The 14,022-nt window shown below is 64.7% G+C and carries 12 protein-coding genes; 9 read left to right on the plus strand and 3 right to left on the minus strand.

Translation table 11 applies throughout. The features are described 5' to 3' along the window. Window positions 1–85 precede the first annotated feature (85 nt). The 7 genes from BJ6T_RS04615 (at window position 86) to BJ6T_RS04645 (ending at window position 8,352) form a co-directional block, all read left to right on the plus strand. Window positions 86–580, plus strand: coding sequence for a Fur family transcriptional regulator (locus BJ6T_RS04615; protein ID WP_014491126.1), 495 nt, complete (start codon window positions 86–88; stop codon window positions 578–580). A gap of 34 nt (window positions 581–614) precedes the next feature. Then, window positions 615–1,568 carry a DMT family transporter gene (locus tag BJ6T_RS04620; protein ID WP_028155292.1) on the plus strand — a complete coding sequence of 318 codons (954 nt, stop codon included), beginning with the start codon at window positions 615–617 and terminating at the stop codon, window positions 1,566–1,568. A gap of 12 nt (window positions 1,569–1,580) precedes the next feature. Then, window positions 1,581–2,864 (plus strand): flavodoxin-dependent (E)-4-hydroxy-3-methylbut-2-enyl-diphosphate synthase, encoded by a 1,284-nt coding sequence (ispG, locus tag BJ6T_RS04625; RefSeq protein WP_014491128.1) that lies wholly within the window; start codon window positions 1,581–1,583, stop codon window positions 2,862–2,864. 243 nt (window positions 2,865–3,107) lie between these two features. Continuing rightward, the gene (locus BJ6T_RS04630) at window positions 3,108–4,004 is read left to right on the plus strand and encodes a TauD/TfdA dioxygenase family protein (protein ID WP_014491129.1); all 897 of its coding nucleotides are present in this window, start codon (window positions 3,108–3,110) and stop codon (window positions 4,002–4,004) included. A gap of 84 nt (window positions 4,005–4,088) precedes the next feature. Continuing rightward, window positions 4,089–6,773: an SUMF1/EgtB/PvdO family nonheme iron enzyme gene (locus BJ6T_RS47915; RefSeq protein WP_141379232.1), complete on the plus strand. Its 2,685-nt coding sequence runs from the start codon at window positions 4,089–4,091 to the stop codon at window positions 6,771–6,773. An 81-nt stretch (window positions 6,774–6,854) separates the two neighbouring features. Then, window positions 6,855–7,286 carry a hypothetical protein gene (locus BJ6T_RS04640; protein ID WP_014491131.1) on the plus strand — a complete coding sequence of 144 codons (432 nt, stop codon included), beginning with the start codon at window positions 6,855–6,857 and terminating at the stop codon, window positions 7,284–7,286. Window positions 7,287–7,536: 250 nt separating this feature from the next. Next, on the plus strand, window positions 7,537–8,352 hold the full coding sequence (locus BJ6T_RS04645) for an N-acetylmuramoyl-L-alanine amidase (RefSeq protein WP_014491133.1): 816 nt from the start codon (window positions 7,537–7,539) through the stop codon (window positions 8,350–8,352). A 96-nt stretch (window positions 8,353–8,448) separates the two neighbouring features. Here BJ6T_RS04645 and BJ6T_RS04650 read toward each other — a convergent pair whose 3' ends face one another. The 3 genes from BJ6T_RS04650 to BJ6T_RS04660 all read right to left on the minus strand — a co-directional run bounded on the left by BJ6T_RS04650 (window position 8,449) and on the right by BJ6T_RS04660 (window position 11,495). Continuing rightward, window positions 8,449–10,059: a Na+/H+ antiporter gene (locus BJ6T_RS04650; RefSeq protein WP_014491134.1), complete on the minus strand. Its 1,611-nt coding sequence runs from the start codon at window positions 10,057–10,059 to the stop codon at window positions 8,449–8,451. Window positions 10,060–10,105: 46 nt separating this feature from the next. Beyond that, on the minus strand, window positions 10,106–10,975 hold the full coding sequence (gene bla / locus BJ6T_RS04655) for a class A beta-lactamase (RefSeq protein ID WP_014491135.1): 870 nt from the start codon (window positions 10,973–10,975) through the stop codon (window positions 10,106–10,108). A 145-nt stretch (window positions 10,976–11,120) separates the two neighbouring features. Further along, window positions 11,121–11,495, minus strand: a complete 375-nt coding sequence (locus BJ6T_RS04660; RefSeq protein ID WP_007598116.1) for a nuclear transport factor 2 family protein — start codon at window positions 11,493–11,495, stop codon at window positions 11,121–11,123. A gap of 94 nt (window positions 11,496–11,589) precedes the next feature. Between BJ6T_RS04660 and BJ6T_RS04665 the strand changes: the two genes are divergently transcribed. Both BJ6T_RS04665 and BJ6T_RS04670 read left to right on the plus strand, forming a co-directional pair. After that, a complete protein-coding gene (locus tag BJ6T_RS04665) occupies window positions 11,590–12,018 on the plus strand; it encodes a GFA family protein (protein WP_014491136.1) in 429 nt (142 codons plus the stop codon). A gap of 172 nt (window positions 12,019–12,190) precedes the next feature. Next, window positions 12,191–14,014, plus strand: a complete 1,824-nt coding sequence (locus tag BJ6T_RS04670; RefSeq protein ID WP_014491137.1) for a caspase family protein — start codon at window positions 12,191–12,193, stop codon at window positions 14,012–14,014. The last annotated feature ends 8 nt before the right edge of the window (window positions 14,015–14,022 follow it).

Here is a 14,022-nt window from a genome sequence, read left to right on the forward strand (position 1 = left end):
CTGTCCCGCAGCAAGAGCATGGCTGACAGGCGCATTCCCGGTCGCGCTTTGGGTTCCGCGGTCGAAATGCTAGAAGGCAGGCCACATGACCCTCGCAAAGCCGGCCTTTCCTGCGCCTGACCACGATCACGGCCGCTGCACCGCGGACGCGCTGGCGCACGCCGAGACGGTTTGCAAGGCGCGCGCGCAGAAATTCACGCCGATTCGCCGCCAGGTGCTGGGGGCGCTGCTGTCCAGCCATAGGCCGCTCGGCGCCTATGAGGTGATCGACGAACTCGCCAAATCGATGCCGCGGCCGGCGCCGATCACGGTCTACCGTGCGCTCGATTTCCTGATGGCCAACGGCCTCGTGCACCGCATCGAAAGCCGCAACGCCTATCTCGCCTGCGCCGCTCACGACCACGACGCGACCTCGGCGGTGGCGTTCCTGATCTGCGAGCGCTGTGGCCTCGTCGGCGAGATCCCGTCGGCGTCCTTCGCCAAGGACCTCAATGCCGCGGCGCGCAGCTCAGGCTTCGCACCCAAACTGTCCGTGGTGGAGATCACGGGCATCTGCGCCCATTGTCAGAAAGCTGCATAAAGCAACAACGGCGCAAGCCGGTATTCGGGAAGAAATGTCCTCACCACAAGCCATACCGTCCGCCGGTCGCCCCCTCAGTGCCGGTGCCATCGCCCTGATGCTCATGCTGTGCCTGACCTGGGGTTTCAATCAGATCGCAGTGAAGCTGGTGCTGCCGGAGGTGCCGCCGATGCTCCAGGCGATGATCCGCTCGATGGGTGCGTTGCCGGTGCTGTTCATCGTCGGCAGCTTGCGCGGCGTCAAATTCTTCGAGCGCGACGGCACGTGGAAGGCCGGCCTGATCGCCGGGCTGATGTTCGGCGTCGAGTTCGTGCTGATCTTCCAGGGCCTGCGCCTGACCTCGGCCTCGCGCGCGGTGGTGTTCCTCTACACGGCGCCGTTCTTCGTCGCGCTCGGGTCCTACCAGGTGCTCGGCGAGCGGCTCGGCGGCACCCAATGGCTGGGGCTGGCTGTGAGCTTTGCCGGAGTTGCGCTCGCGATCGGCGTGCCGCAGCCCAATGTGGATTCGCACATCCTGCTCGGCGACCTCCTGATCGTGGCCGGCGCAGGGTTGTGGGCGGCGACCACGCTGGTCGCCAAGGGCACAAGGCTGCGCTTCGCGGCGCCGGAAAAGGCACTCGGCTATCAGGTCGCGACCTCGATCCCGATCCTGGGCACCGCCGCCTGGCTGTTTGGGGAAACCATCACGCAGACCCCGTCGCCGCTGTCGCTCGGCCTGATGGCCTTCCAGGCGATCTGGGTGGTCGGAACCACGTTCACGCTTTGGTTCGCGCTGGTGAAGACCTATTCGGCCAGCAAATTGTCGGCTTTTACCTTCATCACCCCTTTGTTTGGCGTGGTGGGTAGCTATTTCATTATGCACGACACCTTGAGCCTGACATTCGGGGCCGCTGCGATCCTTGTAATTGCTGGGCTTTTTCTGGTTAACCGTCCCAGCTCAACGGCTGCGGCGCCGCGCGATGCATTGCTCAACGTCACCAAAACCTGATATTTGGACCCCATGAACAAGCTCGAAAACCCCATTGATTCCGACATCGCGGGCCCGGCGCCTCGGCACCGGACCACCCAGGTCAAGGTCGGCGACGTCGCCGTTGGCGGCGGTGCGCCGATCGTCGTGCAGTCGATGACCAACACCGACACCGCCGACATCGACGGCACCATCGCCCAGGTCGCAGCGCTCGCGCGCGCCGGCTCCGAAATGGTCCGCATCACCGTGGACCGTGAGGAGGCCGCTGCCGCCGTTCCGCATATCCGCGATGGCCTCGCCAAGCGCGGCATCACCACGCCGCTGATCGGCGACTTCCACTATATCGGCCACAAGCTGCTCGCGGCCTATCCGGCCTGCGCCGAGGCGCTCGCCAAATATCGCATCAATCCCGGCAATGTCGGCTTCAAGGACAAGCGCGACACCCAGTTCGCCGACATCATCGAGATCGCGAACAAGAACGGCAAGCCGGTCCGCATCGGCGCCAATTGGGGCTCGCTCGACCAGGAGCTGCTGACCAAGCTGATGGACGAGAACGCCGCGTCCGCCAATCCGCGCGACGTGCGCGCGGTCACGCGCGAGGCCATGGTGCAGTCGGCGCTGCTCTCGGCCGCGCGCGCCGAAGAGCTCGGCATGCCCAAGGATCGCATCATCCTGTCCGCAAAGGTGTCGGCGGTGCAGGATCTCATCGCGGTCTATCAGGATCTCGCCAGCCGTTCCGACTACGCGATCCATCTCGGCCTCACCGAAGCCGGCATGGGCTCGAAGGGCATCGTCGCGTCCTCGGCCGCGCTCGGCATCCTGCTGCAGCAGGGTATCGGCGACACCATCCGCATCTCGCTGACGCCCGAGCCCGGCGGCGACCGCACCCGCGAGGTGCAGGTCGGCCAGGAGCTCCTGCAAACCATGGGCTTCCGCACCTTCGTGCCGCTGGTCGCGGCGTGCCCCGGCTGCGGCCGCACCACCTCGACCACGTTCCAGGAGCTGGCGCGCTCGATCCAGGATTTCATCCGCGACGAGATGCCGAGCTGGAAGACGAAATATCCCGGCGTCGAAGAGCTCAACGTCGCGGTGATGGGCTGCATCGTCAACGGCCCCGGCGAATCCAAGCACGCCAATATCGGCATCTCGCTGCCGGGCACCGGCGAAGCGCCGGCCGCGCCCGTCTTCGTCGACGGCAAGAAGTTCCGCACGCTGCGTGGGCCCACGATCTCCGCCGACTTCAAGGCGCTGGTGATCGACTACATCGAGCAGCGCTACGGCCAGGGCGCCAAGGTCCCGGTGACCGCGGCGGAGTGATTTTGCTCCGCTAGCACCTCACACTCCGCCGTCGTCGCCGCGAAAGCGGGGACCCATAACCACAAGCCGTGGTTATGGCGCTGGATGGTAGTTGCCAGACTTCGTCAAACCCAATCCTGTGGTTATGGGTCCCGGGCTCGCGCTACGCGCGCCCCGGGGCGACGGCTGTGTTTGGAGCGCAGATTGCGTATCTGTCACCGCACGCTACGATGGCTCCCAATCAAAACGATCGGGAGACACGCCATGAGCTCACTCGCCGGCAAGCAAGGTCCGCGCTACCGCCATACGGCCGAAGACGGCGCGGCTTACGAGACCATCGCGGTCGAAAAGCTCACCCCCATCATCGGCGCGGAAATATTCGGCGTCGACCTCGGCAGCCTCGTCGATGGCGATGCCCGCTCCAACCGGCAGATGGACGAGATCCACCGCGCGCTCGCCGAAAACCTCGTCATCTTCTTCCGCGATCAAGACATCACGCCGAAACAGCATCTCGCGTTCGGCCGCAAGTTCGGCGAGCTGCATGTCCATCCCGCCGCGCCGCACGAGGACGAAGATCCCGCGCTGATGAAGATCTACGCCGACAAGAACTCGCCGCGGGCGAACGGCGAGGGCTGGCATTCGGACGTGTCCTGCGATCTCGAGCCGCCGATGGGTTCGATCCTCTACATCAAGCAGTGCCCGCCGCGCGGTGGCGACACGCTGTTCGCCAACATGTACGCGGCCTATGAGGCGCTGTCGGATCGGATGAAGGCCTATCTCGACGGGCTGACCGCGCTGCATGACGGCGAGCCGATCTATCGCGGGCTTTACGCCAATTACGGCGTCGCCGATCGTCCGTCCTATCCGAGCGCCGAGCATCCCGTGGTGCGCACGCATCCGGTCACGGGCAGGAAGGCGCTCTACGTCAACCGCGGTTTCACCCGTCACATCAACGGCATCCCGCGCGACGAGAGCGATGCGATGCTCGCCTATCTCTACCAGCACGCCGAGAACCCGCTGTTCCAGTGCCGCTTCCGCTGGACCGAGAACGCCATCGCGTTCTGGGACAACCGCTGCACCCAGCACCGCGCGATGTGGGACTACTGGCCGCACACGCGCTCGGGCACGCGCGTGACGGTGAAGGGGGAAAGGCCGGTTTAAGTCGCCACCGTCGCCAATCGCTCAGTGACCTGAATCACGGACTTGGTATTGCCCCCGTCGAATGATGTGGGCTCGTGGTGCTGCTTGCAGGGGCTACAACCAGCGATATACTCGCAAAGGGCGATTTGGGGGGGGATTATGCGCTGGGTGGCGGCTACCATTCTTGCGCTCGTTTTTTACGGGTTCGCGGGTCAGGCGCTGGCCGAAAAGCGCGTCGCTCTGGTGATTGGCAATTCGTCGTACCGGAATGTCCCGAGCCTTCCGAATCCCCGGAATGACGCCGCCGAGATTGCCTCCCTGTTCAGAACGGCAGGATTTTCCAAGGTCGACGACCGCCGTGATCTCGGAATTTCAGACATGCGGCGCGCGATCAGCGATTTCGCCGAGATGGCAAGCGATGCCGACGTGGCCGTCGTCTATTTCGCCGGCCATGGCATCGAGGTTGACGGTGCAAACTACGTCATCCCCGTCGACGCGAAGTTGTCCCGTGATTTCGACATCGAGGATGAGGCCGTTTCCCTCGATCGCATTCTGAAATCGATCGAGCCCACCAGGCGGCTTCGCCTCGTCATCCTGGATGCGTGCCGGGACAACCCGTTCTTGAAGACCATGAAGCGAACCATAGCGTCCCGATCGATCGGTCGCGGGTTGGCGAAGGTCGAGCCCGCGATATCCGATACGCTGATTGCCTTCGCGGCCAAGGCCGGATCGGTTGCGCTGGACGGCGATACCAAAAACAGTCCCTTCACGGCCGCGCTGCTGCACAACATCGCTGCTCCCGGCTTGGACTTGCGGATTGCATTCGGCCGAGTTCGCGACGAAGTGCTGAAGGTCACCAATCGTCACCAGGAGCCGTTCGTCTACGGATCATTGGGCGGCTCTGTCATCTCGATCGTCGATGCACCGAAACTGCCGCCACCGCCAACGACGGATGACATCGTCTGGAACGCAGTGAAGGATTCGACCTCTCCGGGTGTGTTCGAGGAGTTCATCGCGAAGTTTCCGACGACGCCACATCTGAAGGCGGCCGAATCACGGCGTGATGAGCTCAAGCAGGCGCAAGCTGCGGCTGCCGCGCGCATACCCCCGCCGCCGACCGCCGACGAAATCGTCTGGACGGCGATCAAAGATTCGAACTACCCCGCCATCTTCGATGACTTCCTCAGCAAGTTTCCGGCCAGCAAGCATCGCACCGAGGCGCAATCGCGCAGTGACGAGCTGAAAAAGCAGATCGCTGCCGCCGCTGCCCGCGTTCCACCACCTCCGACCGCCGATGAGGTCGTCTGGGATGCGATCAAAGGCTCGACGTATCCGGCCATTTTCGATGATTTCGCCAGCAAGTTTCCGGCAAGCCCGCATCTGGCGGATGCCCTGACGCGCAGGGACGAACTGAAAAAGCAGATCGCCGCCACGCAAGCTCCGCCGCCTCCCGCCGCCGAGGATATCGTCTGGGCCGCGATCAAGGGATCGCGCGATCCCGCGATCTTCGACGAGTTCGCGAGCAAATATGCGTCGAGCCCGCACGTTGCGGACGCACGACAGCGCAGGGATGAGCTGACGAAGGAGATTGCCGCCGCTCAAGCACCGCCACCGCCGCCTGCCGATGAGATCGTCTGGAACGCGATCAAGGAGTCGCGCGACCCCTCGATTTTCGAGGAATTTTCCGCAAAATATTCCAGCAGTTCGCACGTCTCTGCCGCGCTGTCGCGTCGTGACGAACTGAGGAAGGAACGCGCGGCGGCAGCGGCCCCGCCGCCGGCCCCGCCCGCGACCGATGAGATCGTCTGGAATGCGATCAAGGATGGGCGCTCGCCGGCGATGTTCGAAGAGTTTCTGAGCAAATTTCCCGAAAGCGTGCGGTCGGCGGAGGCGCGCGAACGGCTCAAGGCGTTACAGGCGGTGCAGCTGGCCTCCACCAACGCCACGCTTCCGGCTCCAGACACGACCCGGCAACGCGAAGGACTGACTGCGATCGGCATCAAGGTGTTGTCCGATTCGGAAGAGGCGGCTCTGAAGCAGAAGGCCAGCTTCAAGGAATGCGAAAAGTGTCCGGAGATGGTCGTGGTCCCGCCGGGCGCGTTCATGATGGGGGCGTCGGAGAGTGCATCGAAACGCACCACGGAATCGTCTCGCCACAAGGTGACGTTCGCCCATCCATTCGCGGTTGGCCGTTACGCTGTCACGTTTGCGGAATGGGACGCCTGCGTCGCCGATGGGGGATGCAATGGGTACAAGCCCTGGGACAACGGTTGGGGCCGCGGGAGACGACCGGCGATCAACATTTCCTGGTCGGATGCCAAGAGCTATGCAGCCTGGTTGTCGGCCCGCACCGGCAAGACGTACCGCCTCCTGAGCGAAGCCGAGCGGGAATATGTGACGCGAGCGGGAACGACGTCATCGTTCTGGTGGGGAGCCTCGGTGTCTCGGGGGCAGGCCAACTACGATGACAAGGCCAGCCAGGACAAGAATGCAAAGGGTGCCTCCGGGCAAAAGACGGCTCCCGTCGATTCCTTCCAGCCGAATCCGTGGGGCCTCTATCAGGTGCACGGCAATATCTGGGAATGGGTCGAGGATTGCGTCAACGACACGTATGAGGGCGCGCCTGTGGACGGGAGTCCTTGGCTGAAAGGCCGATGCGAGCAGCGCGTCCTCAGGGGAGGCTCCTGGGTTAGCAAGGCGGATGCAGTCGAAGCGGGGAGCCGTTACGGCGTGCAGTCCGAAGGACGCGTGAGCAACGTTGGATTTCGAGTCGCGAGAACCTTGAGATAGCCGGGCACGAGTGCAGCGGCCTCGCCAGCCGGAACGATCCCATACAATAACTCTAAGATTTTTTCATTGGAGACTTATGGAATGACAACCTACCCGGTACGCTTGCCGACGGCCCTCTTGATCAAAATCACCGCGGGGCTCGTCCTGTTCTTCGGAATCCTCTGCGGCGCCCATGCGGGCGGGGGGAACACGTCGCTCGTCGTGAAATCGGGCGAAGCAAAGGAAATCTGCAAATGCGGAGGCCACTGGCGCGTCGACGCCAGTGGCAAGGTCTGGCCCGTCAGCATTGAAGTCGTGTCTCCGCCGAAGAGCGGCGCCGTGACGACGCGAGTGAGCACCGGGCAGCGCAAATTGAGAAACGGAGAGGCCAAGACCGTGAGGCTGACCAGCGTGGTGTACCAATCCAAGAAGGGGTACGTCGGTGAAGACTCCTTCACGTATCGGCGCGTGACGGCGGACCCCACCGACCCGGATAATGGCAAGGTATACACGGTCGCCGTCACCGTCAGGTAATTGCGACGGGGGGCGGATAGGAGAAGATTTGCCCCCTTCGGCCTGCGGCAAAGGCGGCGATTACGCTGCGCCAACCCACTTCACGAAGCCGTTCTTGCGTTGACGTCTTCCCGCGTCCGCGCCAATCTTCCCGAAAAACAAATCGGGAGGATCCGGTATGCTCCGCGCAGAGGACAACAAGTTGCTGACCGAGTCCGGCTCGGGCCCGGCGGACGCTATGCCCGATCTGATCGCGGCAGCGGAGTAGGACTTGTCGTTAGGACGGGGCATCGTCACAATTCTCCTCGTGTCGCTGGTCGCACTGTTGCTTCCGTCGATCGACGCGGGCCGGGCTGCCCCGGCCCGCAAGGTTGCGAAAGCCAGACCTAAGCCTGCGCCCGCACCAGCCAAATGTGAGATGCCGAAATTCCGGATCGTCGTTGACGTCGGGCACACCCCGGACTCCTACGGCGCGTTGAGCGCGCGCAATGATCCGGAGTTCGGCTTCAACTTCCGGCTCGCAAGGCTGGTCACGGCAAAACTCAAATCCGAGGGCTTTACCGCAACCCGGCTGCTCGTCACGGACGGCAAAGCGCGGCCGAGCCTGTTCAAGCGCGTCGGTGCCGCGAATGACGGCCGGGCCGATCTCTTGCTGTCGATCCATCACGACTCAGTGCCGGACAAGCTGCTCGAGACCTGGGAGTTCGACGGCGCAAAGAGCTATTTCAGCGACCGCTTCTCGGGTCACTCGCTGTTCGTGTCCGAGCGCAATCCGCACTTCGCCAGCAGCCTGAAGCTGGCCCGGATGATCGGCAGACGGTTGAAGGAGCAGGGGCTGCACTATGCCAGCCAATACACCCTGCCGGTGATGGGCCGCTACCGGCGCCAACTGCTCGACAAGGATGTCGGCGTCTACCGCTATGACGGGCTCGTCGTGCTGTCGCGAACGAGAAGCGCGGCAGTGCTGCTCGAGGCCGGCTCGATCATCAACCGCGACGAGGAGATGGAGATGAACTCGTCAGAGCGGCAGGAGATGATTGCGGGCGCCGTCGCGGCGGGGGTCGGGGAATTTTGCAAGATGCGATAGTTGGTGCTGCCGTCATTGCGAGCGAAGCGAAGCAATCCGGAGTCTTTTGACGGCAGCAGTCTGGATTGCTTCGCTTCGCTCGCAATGACGAAAAGGCTACAGCGGCACCCCCCGATACTCCCTGTTCGCCAGGCTTGCCTCTTCCAGGTCCAGGTCGCGCTCGATCCGGCGCCGCGTCTCGTCGGTGATCTGGCCGTCGCGCAGGAGGTCGTGGATGAACTTTCGCTCGGCCACGATCAGGTCGCGGGTCAGGGCGGTGCCGGCGGCGGAGACGTCGTGATGGTTGGGATCGAGGGAATCCGGAAGCTGGTTGACACGAATCTCGTGACGCGCGCGCAGGAGCCGCATCACCTCGTCCGATACATCCTTTTCCTCGGTCATTGCGTCGAGCGACTTCAGCGCCGCCTCGAGCGCCTGGCGGCGTGCCGCGATCTCGGCCTCGTGCTCGGCGACATGCTCGTTGCGGCCGGCCTCGGCGACACCGAGCCAGCGCACCACCGGCGGAAGCGTCAGGCCGACGCCGATCAGCGTCACGAAGATGACGCCGAAGGCGACGAACAGGATCAGGTCGCGATACGGGAAGGCCTCGCCGCCCGGCAACGCGAACGGCAGCGCCAGCGCGGCCGCCAGCGACACCGCGCCGCGCACGCCGGTGAAGGCGAGCACGAACGGCCATTGCCATGGCGGCGATGGGTCGCGCTTGCGTAGGCTCTTGCTCAATATCCGCGGCAGATAGATCGCAGGATACAGCCAGACGAAGCGTGCAATGACGATGACCGTCAAAACGACGGCGGTCGCGATCATGATATCGTCGAGCGGAAACGCCTTCGACTTCTCGTAGAGCGCCCGCATCTGGAAGCCGGTGAGCAGGAACAGCAGGCCCTCGATCAGGTAGATGATGAGGTCCCAGAAGAAGATGCCTTGCAGGCGCGTCGACGCCGAGATCAGCAGCGGCCCGTTCCAGCTCACATAGAGTCCGCAGGCCACGGTCGCGATCACGCCGGAGCCGCCGAGATGCTCGGGCAGCCAGTAGGACACGTAGGGTGTGATCAGCGACAGCGTCAGCTCGACCTGCGGATCCCTGGACCATTTGCGGAAGCGAAGGGAGAGCCAGCCGATGCCGATGCCAAAGGCGATCTCGCTGGCGACGATGAGGACAAACTCGCCGGCCGCCAGCGGCAGTGAGAAATGGCCGACCATGATGGCCGCAAGCGCGAAGCGGTAGAGGATCAGGGCGGTCGCGTCGTTCGCGAGTCCCTCGCCCTCGAGGATGACCAGGAGTCGGCGCGGTATGTTCAGGCGTCGCGCGATCGCGAGCGGCGCCACCACGTCGGGCGGCGCGACGATGGCCCCAAGCAGGAAGCCGATGGTCCAGGGCAGGCCGATCACATAATGCGTGGCCGCAGCCACCAGCGCCGCGGTGAAGATCACCGCGCCGACCGCAAGCAGCACGATCGGCCGCAAATTGTTCCTGAACTCGCGCCAGCTCATCGCGACGCTCGCCGAGTAGATCAGCGGCGGCAGCACCATCAGCAGCACCAGTTCCGGCGGCAGTTCCACCGGCGGCATACCCGGCACGAAAGCGAGGCCGACGCCGGACAGCATCAGGAGAATGGCGGGCGCGATGTTGAAGCGGCGGGCGACCAGCGCGGTGCCGGCCAGCACCGTGAGCAGGATGAGAAAGGTCTGAAATTTCGCTGCGATCATGGCCTGTCTTGGCCCGGAAGCGGCTAAAAGGTCAATGCGTCGCGGCTCACGCCAGCCGTTCGGCCACCATGCGTCCGACGCGCGCGAACGCGGCTTCGATCTGCGCGGCGTTGGGCGTGCCACCCTGGGTATAGGCCGCGATCAGGATTGGTACATCCGCCTTGTTGTCGAGCTTGGGCCAGGCGACCGCGATGTCGCCCGACGCATCCTTGCCGTTGTTGCCGGTCTTGTCGCCGATCTTCCAGCCTGCCGGCAGGCCGGCGCGCAGCCGGTTGGCGCCGGTCTTGCAGCCCACCATCCATTCGGTGAGCTGGGTCCGCGAGGCCGGCGACAGTGCTTCGCCCACCACCAGCCGCTTCAGATTGCCGGCCATCGCCGCTGGCGTCGTGGTGTCCCGGGGATCGCCGGGCGGTGAGCGGTTGAGCTCGGGCTCGTTGTGGTCGAGCCGCGAGGTGGTGTCGCCGAGCGATCGCCAGAAGGCCGTGAGCGCGGCGGGGCCGCCGATCCGCGCCAAGAGCAGGTTGGCGCAGGTGTTGTCGCTGAGCTCGACGATGGCCTTGCACATCTCGGCGACCGACATCGTGCCGGCGGCGAGATTTTGTTTGGCGACCGGCGCGTAGTCGAGCAGGTCGGCTTTGCCGTAGGGGATCATGGCCGCAAGCTGCTCCTCGCCGCGATCGGCCCGCGCCAGCACGCAGGCCGCGAGCGAAGCCTTGAATGTCGAGCACATGACGAAGCGCTCGTCGGCGCGCCATGCGAGCTTCGCGCCTGTCGCGAGGTTCTCGGCATAGACCCCGATCCGCCCGCCGGTTTCGCGCTCGTAGGATTCGAGCTCGGGTGGCGCCTCCGCGGCGAGCGCGGGGGAGGCGGCCATCCAGGCGAGCGAGGCGAGCAGGGAACGGCGGTCGAGCGGCATAAGGGACTTTCAGACATCGTCATTGCGAGCGCAGCGAAGCAATCCAGAATCTTTCCGCGGAGACAGACTGGATTGCTTCGCTGCGCTCGCAATGACGGAGAATGCGGGGCGAGTGCGCCGGATTTCGGGCAGTGCGAGGGGGCCCTCACTCCCTCAGGTCATACCGGTACGACTTCGACACGATCTGCCAGCCGTCGGCGAGCTTCATCGCCACCAGATAATCCGTGAAAAAGCGCGGCGGCAGTTGGCACCTCACCTTGATGAAGGCGGTCTTGTCGTCCGAGCGGTCGATGGTGACGATGAAATCCTCGCGCGGCTTGCCTTCGGCCTTGCCGGAAGGGCGCTTGCGGACGCGATCGAGCCAGTCGGGCACGGTCAGCACCTGAAGCTCGCCCTTCTCGACCCAGCGCAAATCGGCGGAGGGATGGAAAATCGCGCCGAGTTTTTCGGCATCGCCCTCGTAAAGTCCGTCGAAATAGGATTGCACGACGGCTTCGACGCTCGAACGGTTCTGGCTCATGGGTCATCCCTTTGAATGATGGCTCGGGGCGAACTTAGTCCTACACATCAAAATGCGCTATGGGTGTCTGCGCCAATTGCGCGAGGACGCTGGAATGACCGGATCAGAAAATTCGAACGCTCGTATCCTCACCGGCGAATGCTATTGCCGTGCCGTGCGCTATGAGGTCGCGGACGCGTTCTCTTACGCGCTGAACTGCCACTGTTCGAACTGCCGCCGCACCACCGGCTCCGCCTTCAAGCCGTTCGCCGGGATCGTGCAGGACAAGCTCCGCATCGTCCGTGGCGAGGACCAGCGCCTCGTCTATGGCGACGACACAACCCACGACGCGCACTGCGCCCGCTGCGGCTCGCTGCTTTATTCCCGGGTGCGCGAGGGAAAATGGGTCCATGTCGCCATGGGAACCCTGGTTGGCGCCCCCTCGATCCGGCCGAGCGCCCATATTTTCGTCGGCTCCAAGGCGCCCTGGCATGAGATCACGGACGATCTGCCGCAGTACCGCGGCCACATCGCCGATGGTTGAGCGCATACTTGGCCTGCGCCAGCGAACCGCTATCGCTCTGGCGAGACTAAAGAGTTCCTTGGCAGTTTGCAGGCATCGTCTTCGTGATCTCCATCACAAGTGCGATGGCGGATTCTGCTAAGGCAATCCCCAAAGGGCGACCGAATTGCTCCCGATCTCTGGAAGTTCTGTCATGCGTAGCCTGCTCGGACTTTGTCCGCTTTTTCTGGCTCTCTTGTTCGGCGCTGCGCCCGCTCTCGCCGGAAAGCGCGTGGCGCTGGTCCTTGCCAACTCGTCCTATCAGTACGCGCCGTCGCTCGCGAACCCCGTCAACGACGGTGCAGTGATGGCGAAGACGCTGAAGGACGCCGGCTTCGAAATTGTGGAGTCCCGGCATGATCTGTCCGCGCTGGAGACGCGGCGCGTGCTGCGCGATTTTGCCGATGCGACGCGCGATGCCGACATCGCCGTGGTCTACTATGCCGGCCACGGCATCGAGGTCGAGGGCTCGAACTATCTGATCCCTGTCGACGCCAAGCTCGAACGCGACACCGACGTCTACGACCAGGGGCTGTCGCTCGACCGCGTCCTCGTTGCGGTCGAGCCCGCCAAGCAGCTGCGCCTGGTGATCCTCGACGCCTGCCGCGATAATCCGTTCGGCAAGACCATGAAGCGCACGGTTGTCTCGCGCGGCATCGGCCGCGGCCTCGCCCAGGTTGAGCCGAACAGCCCCAACACGCTGATCGCCTATTCGGCCAAGGCCGGCTTCACGGCGCAGGACGGCGACGGCGCCAACAGCCCCTTTACTATGGCACTGTCGAAGCATCTGACGACGCCGGGCCTCGACGTCCGTCGGGCCTTCGGCTTCGTGCGTGACGACGTGCTCAAATCGACCGGCAACAAGCAGGAGCCGTTCGTCTACGGCTCGCTCGGCGGCGAGGACGTGCCGCTGGTGCCGGTCAGGGCGGTCGCGGCCGCTCCGGTGACGAACCCGCAGGCGGCCGATATCCGCCGCGACTACGAGCTCGCGCTCCAGGTTGGCAACAGGCCGGCCTGGGAGGCATTCCTGGCCCAGCATCCTGACGGCTTCTATGCGAATCTCGCCAAGCTTCAAGTCGAGAAAATCGGTGCCGAGCAGGCCCATGCGGCGGCCACCGAGAAGGCGAAGCAGGCCGAGGCCGAACGCGATCGTCTTGCCGCCCTCGGCGCGCAGAAGGATGCGCAGGCCAGGGCCGCGGCTGATGCGAAAGCCGCCGAGCAGGCGCAGCTCGCCGCGCAGAAGGCCAAGGAGCAGGTGCAGCAGCAGGCGGCCGCGGCCGAGCAGCAGCGCGTCAACCTCGCCGCCGCGGCGCCAGGTGCTGCACCCGCCAGCACGCCGAGCCCCGCCGGCACCAGCGTCGCTTCGCTGACGCCCACGACCACGCCGGTCGACCTCAGCCGCTTGGTGCAGACCGAGCTCGGCCGCGTCGGCTGCTTCTCCGGGCAGGCCGATGGCAACTGGAATACGACTTCGCGGCGCTCGCTGTCGCAGTTCAACCGCTACGCCGGCACCAGGCTCGACGTGAAAGTGGCGAGCACAGATGCGCTCGATACCGTCAAGTCAAAGCCGTCGCGCGTCTGCCCGCTGGTCTGCGAGCACGGCTTCAGGGCCGACGGCGACGAGTGCAGGAAGATCGTTTGCCGTGAGGGCTATGCGATCAACGACGACAATGCGTGCGAGAGGCAGCGCATCGCCAAGCCTGCGACGGCCGGGCCTGCGACGGCCAAGCCCGCAACCGCCAAGCGCGACGACGGCCGTGAGCGTTCCGCACGGCAGCGCCGCCAGGCCGGTGGCGCGGCGGGCGGCTATGGTGCCGCCGCGGGCATTGCGGCTGCCGCGAGCGCCGGCCGCGCCTCGGGTGGCGGGCAGATTTTCTGCAATGGCGGTAGCTGCCGCCCGGTCAACCGCGGCTGTCATCTCGAATATCGCGGCGGCGGCGGCCCCGGAAACGACGCCAATGCCGAGGTGTGCAACTAGGATCGCGG

The organism is Bradyrhizobium japonicum USDA 6, assembly GCF_000284375.1.
Classification (GTDB): Bacteria; Pseudomonadota; Alphaproteobacteria; order Rhizobiales; family Xanthobacteraceae; genus Bradyrhizobium; species Bradyrhizobium japonicum.

Excerpts from the sequence above, each read along its gene's own strand:
- ispG (WP_014491128.1), top strand. The coding sequence starts at position 1,581 with ATGAACAAGCTCGAAAACCCCATTGATTCCGACATCGCGGGCCCGGCG.
- BJ6T_RS04660 (WP_007598116.1), bottom strand. The coding sequence starts at position 11,495 with ATGAGCCAGAACCGTTCGAGCGTCGAAGCCGTCGTGCAATCCTATTTC.
- BJ6T_RS04650 (WP_014491134.1), bottom strand. The coding sequence starts at position 10,059 with ATGATCGCAGCGAAATTTCAGACCTTTCTCATCCTGCTCACGGTGCTG.
- BJ6T_RS04615 (WP_014491126.1), top strand. The coding sequence starts at position 86 with ATGACCCTCGCAAAGCCGGCCTTTCCTGCGCCTGACCACGATCACGGC.
- BJ6T_RS04640 (WP_014491131.1), top strand. The coding sequence starts at position 6,855 with ATGACAACCTACCCGGTACGCTTGCCGACGGCCCTCTTGATCAAAATC.
- BJ6T_RS04670 (WP_014491137.1), top strand. The coding sequence starts at position 12,191 with ATGCGTAGCCTGCTCGGACTTTGTCCGCTTTTTCTGGCTCTCTTGTTC.
- BJ6T_RS04630 (WP_014491129.1), top strand. The coding sequence starts at position 3,108 with ATGAGCTCACTCGCCGGCAAGCAAGGTCCGCGCTACCGCCATACGGCC.
- bla (WP_014491135.1), bottom strand. The coding sequence starts at position 10,975 with ATGCCGCTCGACCGCCGTTCCCTGCTCGCCTCGCTCGCCTGGATGGCC.
- BJ6T_RS04620 (WP_028155292.1), top strand. The coding sequence starts at position 615 with ATGTCCTCACCACAAGCCATACCGTCCGCCGGTCGCCCCCTCAGTGCC.
- BJ6T_RS04665 (WP_014491136.1), top strand. The coding sequence starts at position 11,590 with ATGACCGGATCAGAAAATTCGAACGCTCGTATCCTCACCGGCGAATGC.